This window comes from Mycolicibacterium tusciae (assembly GCF_002086795.1).
Taxonomy (GTDB): Bacteria; Actinomycetota; Actinomycetes; order Mycobacteriales; family Mycobacteriaceae; genus Mycobacterium; species Mycobacterium tusciae.
Map to the genome: position 1 here is coordinate 244837 of NZ_MVIM01000003.1, position 21936 is coordinate 266772.

General features: G+C 66.0%; 25 protein-coding genes and 1 pseudogene. 12 read left to right on the plus strand and 14 right to left on the minus strand.

Features of this window, described 5'->3' with window-relative positions; translation table 11 throughout:
* Positions 1-5: 5 nt before the first annotated feature.
* Positions 6-267, minus strand: a pseudogene (locus BST47_RS07100) (VOC family protein).
* A 90-nt stretch (positions 268-357) separates the two neighbouring features.
* On the opposite strand from BST47_RS07100, the gene BST47_RS07105 reads away from it, so the two are divergent.
* Positions 358-870 carry a MarR family winged helix-turn-helix transcriptional regulator gene (locus BST47_RS07105; RefSeq protein WP_083124705.1) on the plus strand — a complete coding sequence of 171 codons (513 nt, stop codon included), beginning with the start codon at positions 358-360 and terminating at the stop codon, positions 868-870.
* On the opposite strand, the gene BST47_RS07110 is transcribed toward BST47_RS07105, so the two are convergent.
* Complete coding sequence (locus BST47_RS07110) at positions 867-2093, minus strand: GAF domain-containing sensor histidine kinase (RefSeq protein ID WP_083124708.1); 1227 nt, start codon at positions 2091-2093, stop codon at positions 867-869. The genes BST47_RS07105 and BST47_RS07110 overlap by 4 nt on opposite strands.
* Positions 2090-2761, minus strand: a complete 672-nt coding sequence (locus tag BST47_RS07115) for a response regulator (RefSeq protein ID WP_083125108.1) — start codon at positions 2759-2761, stop codon at positions 2090-2092. Before BST47_RS07115 ends, BST47_RS07110 begins: the two co-directional genes overlap by 4 nt.
* 106 nt (positions 2762-2867) lie before the next feature.
* Between BST47_RS07115 and BST47_RS07120 the strand changes: the two genes are divergently transcribed.
* The 3 genes from BST47_RS07120 to BST47_RS07130 all read left to right on the plus strand — a co-directional run bounded on the left by BST47_RS07120 (position 2868) and on the right by BST47_RS07130 (position 6219).
* On the plus strand, positions 2868-3671 hold the full coding sequence (locus BST47_RS07120; protein WP_083124710.1) for an HAD family hydrolase: 804 nt from the start codon (positions 2868-2870) through the stop codon (positions 3669-3671).
* Between the two features lie 97 nt (positions 3672-3768).
* Positions 3769-5007 carry a serine hydrolase domain-containing protein gene (locus BST47_RS07125; RefSeq protein ID WP_083124712.1) on the plus strand — a complete coding sequence of 413 codons (1239 nt, stop codon included), beginning with the start codon at positions 3769-3771 and terminating at the stop codon, positions 5005-5007.
* Between the two features lie 15 nt (positions 5008-5022).
* Positions 5023-6219, plus strand: coding sequence for a serine hydrolase domain-containing protein (locus BST47_RS07130; RefSeq protein ID WP_083124715.1), 1197 nt, complete (start codon positions 5023-5025; stop codon positions 6217-6219).
* Here the strand turns inward: BST47_RS07130 and mmsB are convergent.
* From mmsB to BST47_RS07180, 10 genes are all read right to left on the minus strand, one after another.
* A complete protein-coding gene (mmsB, locus tag BST47_RS07135; protein WP_107528903.1) occupies positions 6210-7091 on the minus strand; it encodes a 3-hydroxyisobutyrate dehydrogenase in 882 nt (293 codons plus the stop codon). The genes BST47_RS07130 and mmsB overlap by 10 nt on opposite strands.
* Positions 7092-7104: 13 nt before the next feature.
* The gene (locus tag BST47_RS07140) at positions 7105-8280 is read right to left on the minus strand and encodes an acyl-CoA dehydrogenase family protein (protein WP_083124719.1); all 1176 of its coding nucleotides are present in this window, start codon (positions 8278-8280) and stop codon (positions 7105-7107) included.
* The gene (locus BST47_RS07145) at positions 8281-9798 is read right to left on the minus strand and encodes a CoA-acylating methylmalonate-semialdehyde dehydrogenase (protein ID WP_083124721.1); all 1518 of its coding nucleotides are present in this window, start codon (positions 9796-9798) and stop codon (positions 8281-8283) included. It lies immediately after the preceding gene.
* Positions 9799-9875: 77 nt separating this feature from the next.
* Positions 9876-10481 carry a dTDP-4-dehydrorhamnose 3,5-epimerase gene (rfbC, locus tag BST47_RS07150; RefSeq protein WP_083124723.1) on the minus strand — a complete coding sequence of 202 codons (606 nt, stop codon included), beginning with the start codon at positions 10479-10481 and terminating at the stop codon, positions 9876-9878.
* Entirely contained in the window at positions 10478-11464 is a 987-nt protein-coding gene (gene rfbB, locus BST47_RS07155) for a dTDP-glucose 4,6-dehydratase (protein ID WP_083124725.1), read from the minus strand. The genes rfbC and rfbB overlap by 4 nt, the downstream gene beginning before the upstream one ends.
* A 25-nt stretch (positions 11465-11489) precedes the next feature.
* On the minus strand, positions 11490-12122 hold the full coding sequence (locus BST47_RS07160) for a TIGR03086 family metal-binding protein (RefSeq protein WP_083124727.1): 633 nt from the start codon (positions 12120-12122) through the stop codon (positions 11490-11492).
* A gap of 36 nt (positions 12123-12158) precedes the next feature.
* Positions 12159-13001, minus strand: coding sequence for an LLM class F420-dependent oxidoreductase (locus tag BST47_RS07165; protein WP_083124730.1), 843 nt, complete (start codon positions 12999-13001; stop codon positions 12159-12161).
* 10 nt (positions 13002-13011) lie between these two features.
* Positions 13012-13857: an LLM class F420-dependent oxidoreductase gene (locus BST47_RS07170; RefSeq protein ID WP_083124732.1), complete on the minus strand. Its 846-nt coding sequence runs from the start codon at positions 13855-13857 to the stop codon at positions 13012-13014.
* 58 nt (positions 13858-13915) lie between these two features.
* A complete protein-coding gene (locus BST47_RS07175; RefSeq protein ID WP_083124734.1) occupies positions 13916-15421 on the minus strand; it encodes an ATP-binding protein in 1506 nt (501 codons plus the stop codon).
* A 22-nt stretch (positions 15422-15443) separates the two neighbouring features.
* Positions 15444-17150 carry a response regulator gene (locus BST47_RS07180; RefSeq protein WP_083124736.1) on the minus strand — a complete coding sequence of 569 codons (1707 nt, stop codon included), beginning with the start codon at positions 17148-17150 and terminating at the stop codon, positions 15444-15446.
* A 134-nt stretch (positions 17151-17284) separates the two neighbouring features.
* Between BST47_RS07180 and fdxA the strand changes: the two genes are divergently transcribed.
* Positions 17285-17650 (plus strand): ferredoxin, encoded by a 366-nt coding sequence (fdxA, locus tag BST47_RS07185; protein ID WP_083124739.1) that lies wholly within the window; start codon positions 17285-17287, stop codon positions 17648-17650.
* On the opposite strand, the gene BST47_RS07190 is transcribed toward fdxA, so the two are convergent.
* A complete protein-coding gene (locus BST47_RS07190; RefSeq protein WP_083124741.1) occupies positions 17635-17943 on the minus strand; it encodes a hypothetical protein in 309 nt (102 codons plus the stop codon). The two genes, fdxA and BST47_RS07190, sit on opposite strands and share 16 nt — an antisense overlap.
* 248 nt (positions 17944-18191) lie before the next feature.
* Here BST47_RS07190 and infA point away from each other — a divergent pair, with 248 nt between their 5' ends.
* The 7 genes from infA to rplQ all read left to right on the plus strand — a co-directional run bounded on the left by infA (position 18192) and on the right by rplQ (position 21933).
* The gene (infA, locus tag BST47_RS07195) at positions 18192-18413 is read left to right on the plus strand and encodes a translation initiation factor IF-1 (protein WP_003418601.1); all 222 of its coding nucleotides are present in this window, start codon (positions 18192-18194) and stop codon (positions 18411-18413) included.
* A gap of 29 nt (positions 18414-18442) precedes the next feature.
* Positions 18443-18556 (plus strand): 50S ribosomal protein L36, encoded by a 114-nt coding sequence (gene rpmJ, locus BST47_RS07200; RefSeq protein WP_003879483.1) that lies wholly within the window; start codon positions 18443-18445, stop codon positions 18554-18556.
* 181 nt (positions 18557-18737) lie between these two features.
* Positions 18738-19112 carry a 30S ribosomal protein S13 gene (rpsM, locus tag BST47_RS07205; RefSeq protein ID WP_083124744.1) on the plus strand — a complete coding sequence of 125 codons (375 nt, stop codon included), beginning with the start codon at positions 18738-18740 and terminating at the stop codon, positions 19110-19112.
* Positions 19112-19531, plus strand: a complete 420-nt coding sequence (gene rpsK, locus BST47_RS07210; RefSeq protein ID WP_083124746.1) for a 30S ribosomal protein S11 — start codon at positions 19112-19114, stop codon at positions 19529-19531. Before rpsM ends, rpsK begins: the two co-directional genes overlap by 1 nt.
* A gap of 14 nt (positions 19532-19545) precedes the next feature.
* Positions 19546-20151: a 30S ribosomal protein S4 gene (gene rpsD / locus BST47_RS07215; RefSeq protein WP_083124749.1), complete on the plus strand. Its 606-nt coding sequence runs from the start codon at positions 19546-19548 to the stop codon at positions 20149-20151.
* Positions 20152-20228: 77 nt separating this feature from the next.
* A complete protein-coding gene (locus BST47_RS07220; RefSeq protein ID WP_083124751.1) occupies positions 20229-21281 on the plus strand; it encodes a DNA-directed RNA polymerase subunit alpha in 1053 nt (350 codons plus the stop codon).
* Positions 21282-21351: 70 nt separating this feature from the next.
* Positions 21352-21933, plus strand: a complete 582-nt coding sequence (gene rplQ / locus BST47_RS07225) for a 50S ribosomal protein L17 (RefSeq protein WP_083124755.1) — start codon at positions 21352-21354, stop codon at positions 21931-21933.
* Positions 21934-21936: the final 3 nt, after the last annotated feature.

The window sequence follows — 21936 nt, forward strand, 5'->3', positions numbered from 1 at the left end:
CCGGATCAGTATTGGACCCGGAATCCGCCGATCAGGCTGATCGTGTTGCCATCGGGATCGGTGAGTGCCGACAGGTGGACCCCCTTGCTGGCGCGCGCGGCGTCGACGAAGACCTGGACCCACGCACCGGGTAGGACCTGCCATTCGGCGAGGGTGGGCATGGGGTTGTTATCGGCGGGTCGCCCGAAGACCTGGACCCTCGTACCAGCGGCTGCTCACCTGTAGGTCGGACACCGGCACAACGGCGAGTACATGCTGGATGGACATCGATTCCCTTCCTTGTCGTGAGGACAGACTCGTGGAGGACGCGAGAGTCATCGCGCGGACCCGAGCCCGCCAGGTGCGGTATGAAGGGGCGTGCCCTCGCAACCGTCGTGGCCGCGCAAGCGCGACCCCATCGAGTTGGCGCGCGCCAACTGGGAGCGGTTCGGCTGGGGCGAGGTCGCCGACGGCATGGTGGCGGTCACGTCGGTGATGCGGGCCCACCAGATACTGCTGGCCCGGGTCGAGAACGCGCTGCGACCGTACGACTTGAGCTTTTCCCGATTCGAATTGCTGCGGTTGTTGGCCTTCAGCCGCGGTGGCGCGCTGCCGATCACCAAGGCATCGGACCGGCTGCAGGTGCACGTCACCAGCGTCACGCACGCGATCCGGCGGCTGGAGGCCGACGGCCTGGTGGAGCGCACACCCCATCCGACCGACGGCCGCACCACGCTGGTGCGGATCACCGATCTGGGCCGGTCGACGGTCGAGGACGCCACCGTCACGCTCAACAGCGAGGTGTTCGCCGACATCGGTATGTCCGACAGCGAGTCCCGTGCTCTCGCGGCCTCGATTGAGACGCTGCGCCGCAATTCCGGCGATTTCTAGGAGCGCGGAAGCGGGATCGTCGCGGTCACCGCGGTGCCCGAACCCGGGCGCGACCGGATGTTCAATCGGCCGCCGACGATCTCGGCTCGCTCGGCCATCGACAGCAGGCCGTAGCCGCCCATTTCGTCGCTGCCAAGGGGATGCTCGAAAGTGTCGAAACCGACTCCGTCGTCGACGATTTCGAGCCGGGCGACGTCCCCGTTCTCGCCCGCGACGACGGCAAAGGTGAGCCGCGCGGACGTGGCTTTCGCATGTTTGACGACGTTTTGCAGGCATTCCTGCGCGATCCGGTACAGCGCGAGCTCGATGTGGTCGGGCACGCGGGTCTCCACCAGCTCGACGTCGATGCCGATCTGGGGGATGGACCGCGCGAGGCTGGCGAGGCCACCCGCCAGCCCGAGATCGTCGAGCACAGGCGGACGTAGTCCGCTGATAGCGGCGCGCGCTTCCCCCAGCGTGAGGTCGACGAGTTCGCGGGCCTTCTCCAGCTGTTCGGAGGCAGCCTCTGGATCGTCGGACACCGCGCGGCTGGCCGCGTCGAGCCGGTACGACAAGGTGATCAGTCGCTGCGAGATGCCGTCGTGGATATCGCCGGCCAGCCGCCGCCGCTCGAGCTCCTGGGCCTCGATGACCTGCTCGACGAAGTTCTCGTGGGCCCGTTCGCGAGCGACCAGCTGGCGGTGCAAGCGGGCCTGATGGAGCGCACCGGCGATCAGCCTGCCGATCACCAGCAGCAGTTCGACGTCGCGAGCGGTGAAGTCGCGATGCTCGACGGTGTGCACGTTGAGCACGCCGACCAGCCCGCCCGGGTCGGTCTCCATCGGCACCGACACCATCGACGTGAAGTCCTTGCCGCGCAAGGATTCGAACGGCATGTAGCGCGGATCGGCTTCCTTGTCCTGCCTGATCACCACCGGCTCGCGGTGGCTGGCGACCCATCCGGAAATGCCTTGGCCCAACGGCAATCGGATCTTGCCCACCTCGGCGTCGAACGGCGGTGTCGCGCCCGCGAGCGTCAGCGACCGGTCGCTGTCGTCGAGGACGTGAACGAAGCACACGTCGCTGGCGGTGGCAGCGGTGATCATCCGTGCGGCCGCCGCGGCCAGCGGCTCGACCCCGGGCCCTTTGGACGCGGCCTGGATCAGTTCGCGCAGCAGTGCGAGTTCGCGGTCGGTGTCGACGAGGTCGCGGACCGCGTTTGGGGGGTTGGTGTCCGGGCTCATTGGTAGATGCCTTCGCGGAGCGCGGTCGCCACGGCTCCGGTGCGGTCGCTGACCCCGAGCTTGCGGTAGATCGAGCTCAGGTGCGTCTTGACGGTCTCGTCGCCGATCACCAGCTTGGACGCGATGGCGCGGTTGGACAGACCGTTCACGACGTACGAGAGGATCTCGCTCTCGCGCTGCGTCAAGCCTTGGCGCGCACCGGGCCAGAATTCGTCGCGCTGCATCCGCGCGGCGGTGTCGACCGCCCTGGCGGCCATGCTCGGGTCGATCGCCGTCTCACCGCGATGCACGAACTCGAGCTGACGGACGAGCTCGTCGCTGCTGATGCTTTTCAGGAGGTATCCGGAGGCGCCCACCCGCAGGGCCTGAAAGAGGTACTGCTCGTCGTCGTAGACGGACAGCATCACGACCTTGCGCTTGGGGTCGCGCCCGCGCAACGCCACGCAGAGGTCCAGGCCGCTGGACCCGTGCATGCGCACATCGGACAGCACGATGTCGGGGTTCAATTCGTCAACGACGCTGAGCGCACGCTCAGCGCCGATGGCCTGTCCGACGACCTCCACGCGTTCCCGAAACGCCGCGAGCATGGCCTTGAGGCCCTCGATCACCATCTCGTGGTCATCGACGAGCACCAGACGAACCGGTGGGCCCAGCTCTTCGGAAGCCATGTGCACCACCTTATGACCTGGCCTTTTCTGTGGGGAACGAAGTTGGCATCGACGATCCCCCAAATGGGGGAGGTTGGAACGCTGTGACGTGGGCCACCCTAGCTGCATGCCGACAACGCACGAGACGACTTGGCGCGCGGGCCGCTTCTGGTGGGACTCCGCATCGCCGGCAGGAACCCGATGTCCGCTGCGCGCGGTGATCTTCGACCTCGATGCCCTGACGGATATCGAATGCGAGGGCCACCGAGAGGCGTACAACGCCGCGTTCGCGGCGCATGGTCTGGACTTTCAGTGGTCGGTGACGCGATACCGGCAGCTACTCGCGCTCACCGATGAACGTCAGCGCGTCGCGGCCGAGCTGCGCAAGCGAGGGGTGGCCACCGAGTCCGATGTACTGACCAGGCTGTTGGCCGACGACATCTACACGACCAAGACGATGTTGTTCGACGAGCTGATCCTCGAGCGCGATCTCGCGCCTCGCCCCGGCCTTGTCGACTTCGTCGCCGAAACCTTCGGGGCGGGTGTGCAGGTCGCCGTCGTGACGAGCGGACAGCGCAGCTGGGCGGAGCCATTGGTGCGCCAGCTGGTCGGCGAGGGAATCGTCGAGACGGTGGTGACCGCTGAGGACGTCAAGAAGCCCATGCCCGATTCCGAAGCCCATCGCCTGGCACTCGCCGAGCTCGGGATCACCGCCGAGAATGCGCTCGCGGTCAGCGGCTCGGCCTGCGGGCTGCGCGCCGCGACGAAATCCGGGCTGGCCACGGTCGTTATCACCGGTGAAGGCGTGCCCGATATCCCGGCCGCCGTCGCGGTGCGGGAGGACTTCGCCGGCAGCGCTCCGCTGCATGTCGCCGACTGCCAGCGTATGCACGGCCGCTGGTGGGCGACGCACAAGCGGACCGCCGCTTAACCGAAAGTGCCGTTTCGGCACCGTCTGCGCAGATAAAATTCGCGCGCACGGCGGTGTGTCGTTGGCTGAGGCCGCCGTCGAGGCGGTGAACTAGGTCATGGCTCAGAAAACCGGGGTCGCAGCCGAGCTTGTCTGCGGCGAGGTCGACGAAGGCTACGGGAAAGTCGCCGACGCGTTTCGGCTGAACATGGCCGGCGGCGCGGAAATCGGCGCCGCGCTGACGATCTATCGCGACGGCCGCAAGGTCGTCGATCTCTGGGGTGGATTCCGCAATGGGGCCACTCGCGCGCCGTGGACGAACGACACCCTGGTCAACACCTTTTCGACGACGAAAGGTGTTGCCGCGCTGGCCGTCGCGCGAGCCGTTTCACGTGGGCTCCTCGATTACGACGCACGAGTGGCCGACTACTGGCCCGCGTTCGCCCAGGGCGGCAAGGAATCGGTCACCGTGCGGCAACTGCTGGCCCATCAGGCCGGGCTGCCGGTGATCAAGCCGCTGCTGACCCTCGCCGATATCGCGGTGCCGGAGCGTCTCTCGGAGCGCTTGGCCGCGCAGCCGCCCGCCTGGCCGCCGGGGACCCGCCACGGCTATCACGGCGTCACGCTCGGGTGGTATGCGTCCGAACTCATCCGCCACGTGGATCCCGAGCGGCGCACTCTCGGCCGGTATTTCGCCGAGGAGATCGCTCGACCGCTGGGCCTGGACTTCCACATCGGGCTGCCGGACTGGATCGATCGCGATCGGGTTGCGCATCTGCATGTGCCGTCCCAGGTCGCCACGTTGTTGCATCTGCATGTGCTGCCGCCGAGGCTGGCGGCCGCCTGGTTCATCCCGATGACGTTGACCGCGCAGGCCGGTGTCGCATTCGAAGGGGCCAACGGCCTTTCGACCTTCAACCGGGAAGACGTGCGTGTCGTCGAGATACCGGCCGCCAACGGGACCGGCACCGCGGAATCGGTGGCCAAGCTCTACGGCGACGCCGCCATCGGCGGATCGAAGATCGGTTTGACGCCGGAGGTCTTCGCCGCCCTGACGGCGCCCCCGGTGTATCCGACAAAGGGTTTGCGCGACAAGGTGTTGCACGTCGACACGTCCTTCTCGCTGGGGTTCGGCAGGCCCATTCCGAACTCTGCGAAATACGTGATCGGATCCTCGGACAAGGCGTTCGGTGCGCCGGGTGCGGGCGGTTCGGTCGGCTTCGCCGATCCGGATACCGGTGTCGGGTTCGGCTACGTGATGAACAAGCTCGGGTTCCATCTGATCAGCGATCCGCGCGCACTTCGGCTGCGGCAGGCGCTGTTCCGCGACGTATTGGGGGCGAGGCCGCAAAGGTGAGACGAAGGGACGGTCATGGGTGGTGACGCCGACGAGGGCTATGGGAAAGTCGTCGACGCGTTTCGCCGCAACTTCGAAGCCGGCAAGGAAACCGGTGCCGCTGTCGCGGTCTATCGCGACGGGCGCAAGGTGGTCGATCTCTGGGCCGGCCACCGCAACGGTGTCACCCGGGAGCCTTGGCAGCAGGACACCATCGTCAACGTCTTCTCGACGACGAAAGGCGTTGCCTCACTTGCCGTGGCGGTCGCCGCATCGCGGGGGATGATCGACTATGACGCCAAGGTTGCCGACTACTGGCCGGAGTTCGCCCAGGGCGGCAAGGGTGCCATCACCGTGCGACAGTTGCTCAGTCACCAAGCCGGCCTGGTCGCGATCACTCCACCCCTGACGCTCGCCGAGCTCACCGACCCAGACAGGATGTCGGCCAGAATCGCCGAGCAGCACCCCGCATGGCCTCCCGGCACGAGGTACGGCTATCACGCGGCGACGCTCGGCTGGTATCAGTCCGCGCTCATCCGCAAGGTGGACCCACAAGGCCGCACGCTCGGGCGGTTCTTCGCCGAGGAGATTGCCGATCCGCTCGGCTTGGACCTCCACATCGGCCTGCCGGCGTCGGTCGATCGCAGCCGGGTAGCGCTGCTCGAACCGGTGACAAGGCGCGAAATGCTGCTGCATCTCCACACGATGCCCCCGCTGTTCGTCGCGAGCTTGTTCAACCCGAAGAGTCTGCCCGCCCGAGCCTTTGTGGTGGTCGCAGGCGTGAAGGATGCCGGCGACTTCAATCGCGACGAGGTGCGGATACCCGAGATGCCGTCGGTCAACGGGACGGCGTCGGCTGAGGCCGTCGCCAAACTCTACGGTGCCGCCGCAATGGGTGCCCCGGAGTTGGGCTTGAGCCGGACGGTGCGCGACGCGCTCGAGGCACCCGCCGTACCGCCCACACGGGGTGTACGCGACAAGGTGATGTTCCTCGACATGTCGTTCTCCCTGGGTTTCGGCAAGCCCACGGCCAAGTTCGTATTCGGTTCCACCGAAAAGGCTTTCGGATGGCCCGGGCTCGGCGGCTCGTTCGGCTTCGCCGACCCGGACACCGGCATCGGGTACGGGTATGTGCTGAACAAGCTGGGCTATCACGCCCACAGCGACCCGCGAGAACTAGCGCTGCGGCAAGCGCTGTTCCGCGATGTGCTCGGGGCGAGGACTCAGGCCTGACCCTTGCGGATCATTTCGATGACCGCGCTGAAGTCCTTGTCGGCGTGATCTTCGTTGAATTCAGCGTAGATCTCGGCGGCGTGCGTGCCCAGCGGAGCCGTCGAACCCGTCGACTTGACCGCGTCCATCGCGAGGCCGATGTCCTTGTGCATCAACGCGGTCGCGAAGCCCGGCTTGAAATCGTTGTTGGCCGGTGAGGTCGGAACCGGTCCCGGCACCGGGCAGTTCGTGTGGATCGCCCAGCAGTTGCCTGTCGCGCCGGTGATCACGTCGAACAGGGACTGGGCGGACAAACCCAGCTTCTCGGCGAGCACAAAGGCCTCGCCTGCGGCGATCTGCTGCACGGCCAGCACCATGTTGTTGCACAGTTTGGCGGCCTGCCCGGTGCCCGAGCCGCCGCAGTGAATGATTTTGCCCGCCAACGGTTCCAGTACTGACCGTGCCCGCTCGACCGCGACTTCGTCGCCACCGACCATGAAGGCCAGCGTGCCGGCGACCGCGCCCTTCACACCGCCCGACACCGGCGCGTCGAGCTGTGCGTGCCCATGTTCGGCGGCCTGCGTGTTGATGGTGCGTGCATCGTCGACGGAGATGGTCGACGTGTCGATGAACAGCGTGCCTTTGGGCGCCGCCGACAGCGCATCGGCGCACACCGCCTTCACGACGTCGCCATTGGGCAGCGAGGTGATCACTACGTCGGCTCCCGACGCCGCCGCCGCGACGCTGTCGAAGACCTGTGCACCTTTCTCGGCGGCGGCATCCTTCAGCGCGGCAACTGGATCGAAGCCGTGGACGGTGTGGCCCGCGGCGACCAGGTTGGCCGCCATCGGACCGCCCATGTGGCCCAGCCCGAGGAACGCGATCGTCGACATTGACGCCTCCTGATTAAGACGCGCGGGCCCGGGCCGCTTCGGCCCGGCCGATGACCACACGCATGATTTCGTTGGTGCCCTCGAGGATTCGATGCACCCGTAGATCGCGGACGATCTTCTCGAGCCCGTACTCGCGTAGATACCCGTAGCCGCCGTGCAACTGCAGCGCCTGATCGGCCACATCGAAACAGGCATCGGTGACATAGCGCTTGGCCATCGCGCACAGCTCGACCTTCTCCGGGTGGTTCTCGTCGAGCGCGGACGCCGCGCGCCACAACAACGTTCGTGACGCCTGCAGCGCCGTCGCCATATCGGCGAGGGCGAACCGGATGGTCGGCTCGTCGAGCAGCGAACCGCCGAACGCCTGCCGGTCCGCCAGATAGCTGCGCGCCTTGTCGTGAGCCGCCTGCGCGCCACCGAGCGAGCACGCGGCGATGTTGATGCGGCCACCGTTGAGCCCATTCATTGCAATACCGAAGCCGGTGCCCTCACCGTCGGCGCCGCCGAGCATAGCGTCGGCGGACACCCGCACACCATCGAAGATCACCTGTGCCGTCGGTTGGGCGTTCCAACCCATCTTCGCTTCTTGGGCGCCGAAACTCAGTCCCGGGGTGTCTTTTTCGACGAGGAAGGCGGAGATACCGCGGGGGCCGTCACCGCCGGTACGGGCCATGACCACGTACACATCAGAGGAACCGGCCCCGGAGATGAACTGTTTGACACCATCGAGCACGTAGTCTGATCCGGCGGCGTTCCCGCTTCGGACAGCTTTGGTGCTCAACGCGCCGGCATCCGATCCGGCGCCCGGTTCGGTGAGGCAGTAACTCGCGATCGACTCCATGGAGGCCAGCCGCGGTAACCATGACTTGCGCTGTTCGTCGGTTCCGTACGTATCGACCATCCACGCGCACATGTTGTGAATCGACAGAAACGACGCGATCGTGGGGTCGGCCATCGCCAGCTGCTCGAAGATCCGCACCGCGTCCAGGCGCCGTAGCTCGCTGCCGCCGACATCCTCTCGGCAGTAGATGGCGGCCATCCCGAGATCGGCGGCCTCCCGCAATACCTCAGTGGGGAAGTGGTGGCTTTCGTCCCACTCCAATGCGTAAGGCGCAAGGCGCTTCTCGGCGAACGCGGCCGCCGTCTCGGCGATCACGCGTTCGTCTTCGTCCAGCCCGAAGTAGTCCATCTACTTCATGGTCGGGATGACGAACTCCGCGCCGTGGCTGCCCGCGGGCCAGCGCTGCGTCACCGTCTTCGTCTTCGTGTAGAACATGATCGACGAGGGACCGTGCTGGTTGAGATCGCCGAATCCGGAGCGCTTCCAGCCGCCGAACGTGTGATAGGCAACCGGAACGGGAATCGGCACGTTGACACCGACCATGCCGACCTGCACCCGCGACACGAAGTCGCGTGCGGTGTCGCCGTCACGGGTGAAAATCGCGACCCCGTTGCCGTATTCGTGCTCGGAAGGAAGCGCTAAAGCCTCTTCGTAGTCCTTGGCGCGCACGATGCACAGCACGGGCCCGAAGATCTCGTCGGTGTAGATCGACATGTCGGGGGTGACGTGGTCGAACAAGGTCGGGCCGATGAAGTAGCCCTTCGACATGTCAGCCTCGTCGAAAGTCAGCTCGTCGCTGGTGCGTTCGCGGCCGTCGACGACCGCCTCGGCGCCGGCGTCCACACCCTGGGCGATGTAATCCTTGACGCGGGCCAGCGCGGCCTCGGTGACGAGCGGGCCGTAGTCGGCTTTCGGGTCCAGGCTGTGGCCGACGCGCAGGCCGTTGACCCGCTCGATCAGCCTGGCGCGCAACCGGTCTGCGGTCTGCTCACCGACGGGCACCGCGACGCTGATCGCCATACAACGCTCGCCCGCGCTGCCGTAGCCGGCGCCGATGAGCGCGTCGACAGCGTTGTCCATATCGGCATCAGGCATCACGATCATGTGGTTCTTCGCGCCGCCGAAGCACTGCGCACGCTTACCGTTGGCGGCGGCACCGGAGTAGATGTACTGCGCGATGTCGGAGCTGCCGACGAAGCCGACGGCCTGGATCACGGGGTGCTCGAGGATCGCGTCGACGGCTTCCTTGTCGCCGTGCACCACCTGGAACACGCCAGGAGGCAGGCCGGCTTCGAGGAACAGCTCGGCCAGCCGGACCGGCACCGACGGGTCGCGCTCACTGGGCTTGAGGATGAACGCATTTCCGCATGCGAGCGCGGGTCCGGCCTTCCACAGCGGGATCATCGCGGGGAAGTTGAACGGGGTGATGCCGGCGACCACGCCGAGCGGCTGCCGCAGCGAGTACACGTCGATGCCGGTGCCCGCACCCTCGGTGTACTCACCCTTGATCAGGTGCGGGATGCCGATCGCGAACTCGATGACCTCGATGCCACGCTGGATGTCGCCTTTGGAGTCGGCGATGGTCTTGCCGTGTTCCAGACTGAGGAGTTCGGCCAACTCGTCGACGTTCTGGTTGACCAGGTCGATGAACTTCATCATCACGCGGGCGCGGCGCTGGGGGTTCCACGCGGCCCATTCCTTCTGCGCGGCGGCGGCTCCGGCGACGGCCGCGTCGACGTCGGCCCGCGACGCCATCGGCACCTTGGCCTGCACCTCGCCGGTGCTGGGATTCATGACGTCGGCCGTTCGGGTGGATTGGCCGGCCGCGCGCTTGCCGTTGATGAAATGCGGAATCTGTGTGGTCATGATCGTTCCTCGCTGCTAGATACTTGGATATCCTAGTAATGCGCCGACGAGGTGCGCAAGGGGCCTGCGCGGCGTAGTCAGCGGCGGCGCAACTCCTCGGCGAAGGCGCGCGTCTGCTCCCACGTCGGCAGCAGACCGGCGGCCTGGGCATCGGCCAGCGACGGCGCCGCGCGGTCCCGGTCCGACAGAATCGGCCCACCGTCGACGTGAGGCCATGCGATACCCAGCGCGGGATCGAGCACGTTGACGGTGTGCTCCCGGTCGGGGTTGTAGGCCGCGGAGCACAGGTACACGACCGTCGAGTTGTCCTCCAGCGCAAGGAAAGCGTGCCCAAGACCCTCGGAGATGTAGATGGATCGCCGGTCGGTGTCGTCGAGGACCACCGAATCCCACTGTCCGAACGTCGGCGACCCGACCCTGATGTCGACGACCACGTCGAGCACCTTGCCGCGCGGGCATCCGACGTACTTGGCCTGGCTGGGTGGCAGCTGGGCGAAGTGCAGCCCGCGCAGCGTCCCCGCGGCCGATATCGAACAGTTGGCCTGCCGTAGGTCGAACCGGTGTCCGGCCAGCGCGGTGAACTCGGCATCGGTGAACCACTCGAAGAATGCGCCCCGTGAATCGCCGTGGATGCGCGGGGTGATCTCCCACGCGCCGGGGACCGTGAGCTCGCGGAATGTCACTGGTTACGTCCTGCGTAGTTGGCTTCGACGCCCTCTTTCAGCGGAGCCCACCACTTTTCGTTGGCTCGGTACCACTCGATGGTGTCGCGGAGGCCGTCCTCGAAGTCGGTGTGCGCGGGACGCCAGCCCAACTCGTCGCGCAGCGGCGACGCGTCGATCGCGTACCGCAGGTCGTGGCCGACGCGGTCGGTGACGTGGTCGAAATCGTCGGGATCGCGATCCATCAGCCGCAGGATCGTCCGCATCACCGTCACGTTGTCCCGTTCCCCGTCGGCGCCGATCAGATACGTGCGGCCGATCTGTCCGTCCGACAGGATGCGCCATACAGCGGTGTTGTGGTCCTGCACGTGGATCCAGTCGCGGACGTTGGCGCCGGTTCCGTAGAGCTTGGGGCGCCGCCCGGTCAGCACATTGGTGATCTGGCGCGGGATGAACTTCTCCACGTGCTGATACGGCCCGTAGTTGTTCGAGCAGTTCGAGAGCGTGGCGCGCACTCCGTAAGACCGCACCCAGGCGCGCACCAGCATGTCGGCCGCCGCCTTGGTCGACGAATACGGGCTCGACGGGTTGTACGGCGTCGACTCGGTGAACCGCTGCGGGCTGCCGAGTTCCAGGTCGCCGTACACCTCGTCGGTCGAAATGTGGTGCAGCCGAACGTCATGCGCGCGCACCGCCTCCAGGATGGTGAACGTACCGACGACGTTGGCCTGCAGGAAGGGCTCCGGCCCGGACAGTGAGTTGTCGACGTGGGTCTCGGCGGCGAAGTGCACGACGGCATCGGCGTCGGCGACCAACTTGTCGACCAGCACGGAGTCGGTGATGTCGCCCTGCACCAGCCGGATCTTGTCTTCCACCGGCGCCAGCGATTCGCGGCTGCCTGCGTAGGTCAGCGCATCGAGGACCGTCACCGCATGTTCACGTGCAGCGACGTGGACGAAGTTGGCGCCGATGAACCCGGCCCCGCCAGTGACCAGCAACCGCATGGACAAACCCTAACGGTCTGCGTGTCTATACCACCGGCGCCCCGCTCGCATAGGTCCAGTCCGGTGAGCGGCCGAGGTGGGCGAGTAGCCGATCCATATCGCTGGCACCCTCTTCGACGGCGACGGCGCGACGAAACGGGCTGCCCTCATCGGCACGGAACTCGCCATCGGGGACGGCGAATGCGATGGGCAGCACGGCGTCGACGACCGCCTTCGGCAGTTCGTATGCGGCGCCGATGGTGCGAGCGACGTCCCACCCGTGCACGACGTAGTCGACGAAGTGAAAACCGATCGCCATGGCTCCGGGAAACGTTGCGCCGGGCCCGAATTCGGGGAGTGTGAAGACCGCCTCGAGCACGCCGTCGGCCTCGAACGCCCTGAGTACGTCGTCGGCGGCCGACGCGTAGGCGCCGGCGGGATCTGAGGCCACCGCATCGGCGACGGTCGCGGGTTCCCACACTTCGGGGTCGGTGCCGCCGCGGGCCGCTGCGGCGAACCCGTGGTGCTGGACGGTCATGTGCGCGAGCAGGGCTGACAGATTCCAGCCGGCACACGGCGTCGGCCGGGCGAGATCGTCACGTACGACGGCGTTCACCGTGTTCACAGAAGCCTGCACTGCGGCGCGGTGCAGGGGAAGAGCGTTCGAAGTGATATGCATACGCATATCGTAGGCGCATGCATATCATTGGGTCAATCAGCTCTTGAGGCCGAGCGGGCCTGCCAGTTCCTCCAGCGTCGGCAGCAGGGCATCCCAGCCGCCCAGCACCTGGATCGCCACGTGATCGGCTCCGGCCTCGATGTGCTCGGTGAGCTGCTTGGCGATGTCCTCGGGCGTGCCGTGGGCGACGACTGCGTCGATCAGCCGGTCACTGCCGGGCTTGGCAATGTCGTCGTCGGTGAACCCCAGCCGCTTCCAGTTGTTCAGATAGTTGGAGAGGTTGAGGTAGAAGTCCACGGTGTCGCGCCCGATCTTCCGGGACGCCTCGGCGTCGCGCGCCAGCACCACCTTGTGCTCAGGCGCTAGAAATACCGTCGGCCCCAACAGGTTTCGGGCCTCTCCGGTGTGCTGAGGGGTGGTCAAATACGGGTGGGCGCCCGCGCTGCGCCGGGCCGACAGCTTGAGCACCTTGGGCCCTAACGCGGCGATGACCCGTCGGCTCGTCGGCACCTTCAAGCCGTCGAGCACATCGAGGTATTCGACCAGCACGTCGTAGGGCTTGCGGTATTCCTCGGTGTGTTCGGGGTGCCCGATCCCGACGCCGAGCAGGAATCGTCCCGGGTACTTGTCCTCGATGCGGTGGTAGGCCTCGCCGACCTGCTCGGCCGGTGCCTGCCAGACGTTGATGATGCCGGTGGCGACCTGCAGTGTCTCGGTGGCGTCCAGCAGCGGCTCGACGTATTCGAGATCACCTGCCGGTGAGCCGCCGATCCAAATCGCGCCGTAGCCCAGCCGCTCGATCTCGGTCGCCTGTTCGGGCTTGGGTGTGCCGAACGTCCACACCCCGAAACGGCCGAGGTCGGGTTTGAGCTCACTCATGGGTTTCCCTTCACTGAAGTCCGAGCGGGCCCGCCAACTCGGTGAGCGCGGGCACGAGCTTGTCAGTACCCGTCAAGACCTGAATCGGAACATGGTCGGCGCCTGCGGTCAGGTGCTCGGTGAGCCGTGCGGAGATGGCGTCGGTGGTGCCGTACGCCACGACCGCGTCGACGAGCGCGTCGCTGCCCGGCTTCGCGACGTCGGCATCGGTGAAGCCCAGCCGCTTCCAGTTGTTCAGGTAGTTCGCGAGGTTGAGGTAGACCTCCAGCGCCTTGCGGCCGACCGCGCGGGCACGGTCCGCATCCGTGGTCAGCACCACCTTGTGCTCGGGGGCGATCAGGGCGTCCGGACCGACGAGCTCGCGTGCCTGCGCGGTGTGCTCAGGTGTGGTCAGGTAGGGATGCGCCCCGGCGCTGCGGCGCGCCGACAGCTTGAGCACCTGCGGACCGAGCGCGGCCACCACCCGGCGGTCCTTCGGTACGCCGTACTCGTCGAGCTTGTCGAGGTACTCGTTCAGCGCGTCGTAGGGCTTCTTGTACTCCTGGTGCGCTTCGGGATGGCCGACGCCGATGCCGAGCAGAAACCGGCCGGGGTAGGCCTTCTCGATGCGGTGGAAGGATTCGGCGACAGGACCGGCCGCGGCAGTCCAGATGTTGACGATGCCCGTCGCAAGTTGCAGCGACTCGGTGGCGCCGAGGATGGGGTCGATCCAGTCGAGCTCGGCAGGCGGTGAGCCACCGGCCCAGATGGCTCCGTAGCCGAGGGATTCGATGTCCTTGAGCTGCTGTCCAGACAGCTGCTGCCACCCCGAGTAGTGGCCGAAAACGCCGAACTTGCCGAGATCAGGTGTGGTCATGGTTGCTCCAACCGTCCAGGCGCGGGAGCGTATTCCGTTCGGCGCGCAGTGATTTGAACTATTCCGTGCCGGCGGCCGACAGCTCGCCCGGAGTGGGCGCGATCGGGGCGGGCGCCACCAACGGAAGGCAGACGATGAACCGGGTGTCGCCCGGTTCGGACGACACCGCGATGTTTCCGCCGTGCTTCTCGACGATGATGCGCCAGGCGAGATCCAGTCCGAGGCCGGTGCCCTCACCGAACGGCTTCGTCGTGAAGAAGGGTGTGAAGATGCGGCCGATGATCTCCTCCGGAATGCCTGGGCCGTCGTCGCAGATTTCGACGCGGATCATCTCGTCGTTCTCACGCGAAGTGCGAATGGTCAAGGTGCCCTGGCCGCCCATCGCCTGGATGGCGTTCTCGATGATGTTCGTCCATACCTGGTTGAGATCACCTGGGTAGCACTGCAATTCGGGCAGTGTCTTGTCCATTTCCTTGACCAGGGTGACGGGCTTGCCCTTGCCTTCCATGCCGATCTTGTCGCCGAACATCATGAGCGTGCTGCGCAGCAGTTCGTGGACGTCGACGCTGCCATAGGAGCCGCGGTCCATCTGCGAATACTGCTTCGCACCCGCGAGCAGCGCGGAGATGCGCTTGCTGGCCTCGGCGATCTCGTTCATCCGCAGCTCGTTGTCGATCGTGTACTTCAGCCAACCGATCGCGCCCTGCAGCGACGCGGTGTTGTCGACGTCGTCCACCAACGCCGAAACCCGCTCCAGCCAATCGGTGTCCAGGCCCGCCTCCACGAACGTCGGCGCGTAATCCCAGGCGCCGACGATGCCGTGGTCTTCGAGCCATTCGCCGATCTGGTCTTCGCGATCGGAGGTTTCCAGCGCGGTCAGCTCATGATCTCGGGACTTGGCGACCTGCTCGGCGACCTCGTCCTGAATGTTCACCAGAACCCGCAGGGCCTCCGGCGTGAACTTGGCCTCGGCCACCATCGCGAGCTTGTGCCGCATATGCCCGACGCCTTCGCGTAGGTCGGCTACCGCGCGGGCGGTGGCGGCGGCCGGGTTGTTGAGCTGATGGGTCAGGCCCGCGGTGATGGTGCCCAGCGCCAGCAGCTTCTCGCGCTGGCCGATGATCTGGGTCTGTCGGCGGCCACCGACGAGGTGTCCCTCGAGCAGATGGACGGCCATGGGGAACTGGGTTCGCATGAAATCCGCGAACTTGTTGGAGTCCAACACGAAGCAGCGGGCGGGCCTGGTCAGCCGTACCGAGGCCTGATAGGCCTGCTCTTCACCGGGGATGTAGGCCGACCACGCGCCGAAGTACACGCCGCGCTGAGACGTGCGGTTGGTCTGGATGTCGACGCCGCCGGACCGCTTCGACATGATCAGCTCGCCGTCGATCATCACGTAAAAACACGTCGCCGGCTCGCCCTCCTGGACGATGGGGCCCGCGGGGAACGTCTCGATGTGGCCGGCCGCGCACAGAATGTCGAGCTGCGGATCGGACAGGTCCTCGAACAGGAACAGGGTCCGCAGCTCGTCACGCACGCATTCCTCTTCGCCTTGTGCGCCCATCGGTTGTCCTCTCAGCCGGCAATCACGCTTCCGCCAGATACCTGTGCACCAACATCACCGCCATCGACCCTTCGCCGACAGCGGCCGCAACCCGCTTCGCGGACTCCGAACGCACATCTCCTGCAACAAACACACCGGGCACACTTGTTTCCAGGTGGTGCGGCGGGCGATCCAGCGTCCAGCCGACCTTGTCCCGCAGATCGGGTCCCGAAAGGATGAAGCCGTGATCGTCGCGGGCTATTCCCGCTTCCTCGAGCCAATCGGTGCGGGGGGTCGCGCCGATGAAGCAGCACATGCGGTCACAGGTGACCGTCTCGGTCTCGCCCGTCCGCTTGTCGAGGAGCACCAGCCCTGACAGGTGGTCGTCGGAGGCCACGGTGTCGACGACCTCGGTGCAGGTCCGGACCGTGATGTTCGGGGTCTTGAGGATCCGGTCGACGAGGTATTGCGACATGCCCGCCTCCAGGGAGGGACCACGAATCAGCATGGTCACCGATTTCGCGGTCTCCGACATGTACATCGCGGCCTGGCCCGCGGAGTTGGCGCCGCCGACGATGTACACGTCCTCGCCGGCGCATTCACTCTTGTCCGACACCGAGGCCCCGTAGAACACCCCGCGGCCCACGAAGTTCGCTTCGTTGGGATCCTCGGGAGTCGCCCGGCATCCGGTGATCTCCAGCTGGCGGTAGTCCACGCCGGTGGCGAGGATGACGGCGCGCGCGCCAATGGTGTTGTCCCCGTTGAGGCGGATGGAGTGGGCCGCACCGACGCCATTGACCTCGAGCCGGCCGGCCTCCTGGGTCGTGATGACCTCGGCGCCGAAACGCTCGGCCTGTCTGCGCGCCGTCGTCGTCAGGTTGACGCCGGAGATGCCGTTCTCGAAGCCCAGGTAGTTCTCGATCTTCGAACTGCGGCCCGCCTGACCACCGGTGGTGGCCCTCTCGATCAGGACCGTCTTGAGGCCCTCCGACGCGCCGTATACCGCCGCGGCCAGGCCGGCAGGACCACCGCCGATCACCGCGAGGTCGTACATTTCCAGCTGCGGGGTGGTCGATAGGCCCAGCAGCGTGGCCAGTTCGACGTCCGTCGGTTCGACGAGCGTCTCGCCCTTCTCGGTGATGACGACCGGGAGCCTCTTGTCGTCGAGCCCCGCTGCCTGGAGGAGCTGCGAGCCCTTGGGCTCGTCGGAGTTGACGGCGCGGAACGAGTAGCCGTTGCGGGCCAGGAACTGGCGCACCTCCCACGACCGCTCGTTGTATCGATGGCCGATGACCTTGGTGTACGGCATGCCCCGGTCGCCCACCGCGCGCCACTCCTCGAGCAGCCCGTCGATCACCGGATACAACTTCTCCTCCGGCGGATCCCACGGCTTGAGCAGGTAGTGATCGAGGTCGACGACGTTGATCGCGTCGATCGCGGCGTGGGTGTCGGCGTATGCCGTCAGCAGCACCCTGCGCGCCAGCGGGAAGAAGTCCATCGCCTTCTCGAGAAACTCGATGCCGCTCATCTGCGGCATCCGGTAGTCGGCGACGAAGACCGCGACGGCGTCGCCGCGCAGCTTGAGTTCCTTGAGGGTGTCGATGGCGTCGGCGCCGGATTCGGCGCGGACGATGCGGTAGCGCTCACCGTAGTGGCGACGCAGATCGCGGGCCACGGCACGCGACACTGCCGGGTCGTCGTCGACGGTGAGAATGACGGGTTTACGAGCCTGCTCGGCGGGTGCGCTCATCAGTTATAAGTATGCGCCCGTCGTCCAAACCATTTCAGTCCAAGTCGGGTCGACCCCAGACGGGACCAACGTCACCTGCGGAAGGGACTTTCGCCCGCCGCGAACGACCGACGTCGGTGCCTAGCGTTTTCGTTGTGACCTACGTGATTGGTTCGGCGTGCGTGGACGTGATGGACAAGTCCTGTATGGCGGAGTGCCCCGTGGACTGCATCTATGAGGGCGCGCGCTCGCTCTATATCAACCCAGACGAATGCGTCGACTGCGGAGCCTGCAAGTTGATCTGCCGGGTCGAAGCGATCGAGTACGAGACTGACCTGTCCGCGGACGAGGTGGTGCACCTGGCCGACAACGCCGCGTTCTTCACCACGGTCCTGCCCGGGCGGGACGGTCCGCTCGGTGTGCCCGGGGGAGCCCTGCAGCTGGGACGCGTCGGCGTCGACACACCGTTGGTGGCGGCCATGCCTGCGAAACCGCCGAGGGCCGGCTACTCCCCGTTGTGAGTCTCCGACGCGAGGGGCCAGCGCCGGTGGGTGTACGGGATGGCGACCTTGTAGATGAAAGCCAGTAGCAGGCCCAAGACGACAAGGCTCACGATGCTGAACCCCGGTGCTCCGGTGTTGGTCCAGGTCATGAAAAGCCCGGCCACGCCGACGGCCGCGAAGCCGGCTGCCTGGGCGATCAGCCGAAACCCCATTTCGCCCCGGCCGATCTGTCGGAAGACAGCGGAGATGACGAGCATCGCGGCCGTTTCAACGACTCCAACGACCAGTACCACGATGAACAGCGCGGTCATCTTCCTCCAGGGCCTGTCGAGCCTTCGCTGAGCTGCGGGTTCGACGATTTTGGGGACGACGCCCGAGCAGGTAACATAGATCGGCGGTGCGGCTACCGCGCCGACTCTCGGCGTGCCCTGTTCGGAAGTTCTCCGGAACTAGTAGGTCTCGGTTCACGTTAATGGAAGTCGGGGCTGACGCTGCGCCGGAACAGGCGCGAGCATCGATACGAAACGTACGAATAACCAGAGGATCGCTGAAAAGGATTATGGCCAAGAAAGACGGCGCCATAGAGGTTGAGGGTCGCGTGGTCGAGCCCCTGCCCAATGCGATGTTTCGCATTGAGCTGGAGAACGGTCACAAGGTTCTCGCTCATATCAGCGGCAAGATGCGGCAGCACTACATCCGCATTCTGCCCGAGGACCGTGTCGTCGTGGAGTTGTCTCCATACGACCTTTCTCGGGGCCGCATCGTTTACCGGTACAAGTAACCAGAAGCACAGAAGGATCAGACACAGCCGTGAAGGTGAACCCGAGCGTCAAGCCCATTTGCGATAAGTGCAGGGTGATCCGTCGGCATGGGCGGGTCATGGTGATCTGCTCCGATCCTCGCCACAAGCAGCGGCAAGGCTGAGCGCTTGCGCGAAGACCAGAAAACACAGCTGGGTCTTCCGCTCAACACACAACTGAATGACGAAATCCCAGCACCACTGAGCGGATAGGCCGCTCATCTGCGTCCGGCACGGAGGCCGGACCCCGACACCGTCGGGAACGGACTGGGATCAGACCTCCGCAACGAGAAGGAACACACCACTGTGGCACGTCTAGTGGGCGTCGACCTCCCGCGCGATAAGCGCATGGAGATCGCCCTGACCTACATCTACGGCATCGGCCGTACCCGCTCCCAGGAGATCCTGGAAGCTACCGGCATCGACCGGGACCTGCGCACCAAGGACCTGACCGACGATCAGGTCACGCAACTGCGCGACTACATCGAGGGCAACCTCAAGGTGGAGGGCGACCTGCGCCGCGAGGTGCAGTCTGACATTCGCCGCAAGATCGAGATCGGCTGCTACCAGGGTCTGCGGCACCGCCGCGGCCTGCCGGTGCGTGGCCAGCGGACCAAGACCAATGCGCGCACCCGCAAGGGCCCGAAGCGCACCATCGCCGGTAAGAAGAAGGCCAAGTAATGCCACCCGCAAAGAAGGCAGCAGGCGGAGCTCCCAAGAAGGGTCAGAAGACCCGCCGCCGGGAAAAGAAGAACATTCCGCACGGCGCTGCGCACATCAAGAGCACATTCAACAACACGATCGTGACGATCACCGACCCGCAGGGCAACGTCATCGCGTGGGCGTCCTCGGGACACGTCGGCTTCAAGGGTTCGCGGAAGTCGACCCCGTTCGCGGCACAGCTGGCCGCCGAGAACGCGGCCCGGAAGGCCCAGGAACACGGCGTCAAGAAGGTCGACGTCTTCGTGAAGGGCCCGGGCTCGGGCCGCGAGACCGCCATCCGCTCGTTGCAGGCCGCCGGCCTCGAGGTCGGCGCCATCGCCGACGTCACGCCTCAGCCGCACAACGGGTGCCGTCCGCCGAAGCGGCGCAGGGTCTAGGAGGAACTGGAGATATGGCTCGTTACACCGGACCCGCGACCCGCAAGTCACGCCGCCTCGGCGTCGACCTGGTCGGCGGCGATCAGTCGTTCGAGAAGCGCCCCTACCCGCCCGGCCAGCACGGCCGCGCGCGGATCAAGGAGAGCGAATACCGCCAGCAGCTGCAGGAGAAGCAGAAGGCCCGCTTCTCGTACGGCGTGATGGAGAAGCAGTTCCGCCGCTACTACGAAGAGGCCAACCGGCAGCCCGGCAAGACCGGTGACAACCTGCTGCGCATCCTCGAGAGCCGGCTGGACAACGTCGTCTACCGCGCAGGCCTGGCCCGCACTCGCCGCATGGCGCGTCAGCTGGTCAGCCACGGCCACTTCACCGTCAACGGTGTCAAGGTCGACATCCCGAGCTACCGGGTGTCGCAATACGACATCATCGACATCAAGGAGAAGTCGCTGAACACGCTGCCGTTCGAGGTCGCGCGCGAGACCGCGGGCGATCGTCCGATCCCGGGCTGGCTGCAGGTCGTCGGCGAGCGTCAGCGCATCCTGGTGCACCAGTTGCCGGAGCGCGCACAGATCGACATTCCGCTGCAGGAGCAGCTGATCGTCGAGCTCTACTCGAAGTAAACCCTCGGGGGGCGCCGCCCCCCGAGCATCCCCCGAAAGACGTCAAATAGCGGGCGTCAAAAGGAGAAGAAGAAAACATGCTGATTTCTCAGCGACCCACTTTGTCCGAAGAGGTCAAGTCGGAGAACCGGTCCCAGTTCGTCATCGAGCCGCTGGAGCCCGGATTCGGTTACACGCTTGGCAATTCGCTTCGGCGCACGCTGCTGTCGTCCATCCCGGGCGCGGCGGTCACCAGCATTCGCATCGACGGCGTGCTGCACGAGTTCACCACCGTGCCCGGGGTGAAGGAAGACGTCACCGACATCATCCTGAACCTCAAGGGTCTGGTCGTGTCCTCGGAGGAGGACGAGCCGGTCACCATGTATCTGCGCAAGCAGGGCCCGGGTGCGGTCACAGCGGGTGACATCGTCCCGCCGGCCGGCGTGACGGTGCACAACCCCGAGATGCACATCGCCACCCTGAACGACAAGGGCAAGCTCGAGGTCGAGCTGGTCGTCGAGCGCGGCCGCGGCTACGTGCCCGCCGTGCAGAACAAGGCGTCGGGTGCCGAAATCGGCCGTATCCCGGTCGATTCCATCTACTCGCCGGTCCTCAAGGTCACCTACAAGGTGGAGGCCACCCGCGTCGAGCAGCGCACCGACTTCGACAAGCTGGTCATCGACGTCGAGACCAAGAACTCGATCACTGCTCGTGATGCGCTGGCGTCTGCGGGCGGGACGCTGGTCGAACTGTTCGGTCTGGCACGGGAACTCAACACCGATTCCGAGCACATCGAGATCGGTCCGTCGCCTGCCGAGGCCGATCACATCGCCAGCTTCGCGCTGCCGATCGACGATCTGGACCTCACGGTGCGGTCGTACAACTGCCTCAAGCGCGAGGGTGTGCACACGGTGGGCGAGCTCGTCGCCCGCACGGAGTCCGATCTGCTGGACATCCGTAACTTCGGCCAGAAGTCCATCGACGAGGTGAAGATCAAGCTGCATCAGCTGGGTCTGTCGCTGAAGGACAGCCCGGCCACGTTCGATCCGTCCGAGGTCGCCGGCTATGACGTCGCCACCGGCACCTGGAACAGCGATGCGAGCTACGACCTGGACGACAACCAGGACTACGCCGAAACCGAACAGCTCTAAACAAATCTCGAAAGAGAACCGTCCCGGTCCTACCTGATACGGGGGCCGGCCCCATTTAGGAGAAGTCGCAATGCCCAAGCCCACCAAGGGTCCTCGCCTCGGCGGGTCGTCCTCACACCAGAAGGCGCTGCTGGCCAACCTGGCCACGTCGCTCTTCGAGCACGGCCGGATCAAGACCACCGAGCCCAAGGCGCGGGCATTGCGGCCCTACGCGGAGAAGCTCATCACCCACGCCAAGAAGGGCACGCTGCACAACCGGCGTGAGGTGATGAAGAAGATCCGTGACAAGGACGTCGTGCACACGCTGTTCGCCGAGATCGGTCCGTTCTACTCCGACCGCAACGGCGGCTACACCCGCATCATCAAGGTGGAGGCGCGAAAGGGCGACAACGCCCCGATGGCCGTCATCGAGCTGGTGCGGGAGAAGACCGTGACCGATGAGGCCAACCGCGCTCGCCGGTCGGCCGCCTCGAAGAAGGCCGCCCCGGTCGCAGCTGCCGCGGCGCCGCAGGCCGCGGTCGAGCCGGAGGCCGCCGTCGGGCCCGAGGAGACTGTCGAAGAGGTCAAGGCTGAGGACGCCTCCATCGAAGAGGCTCAGGAAGCCGAAGCCGCCGAAGAGGTCGCCGAGGAGAAGGCCGACGACGCCAAGTAGTGA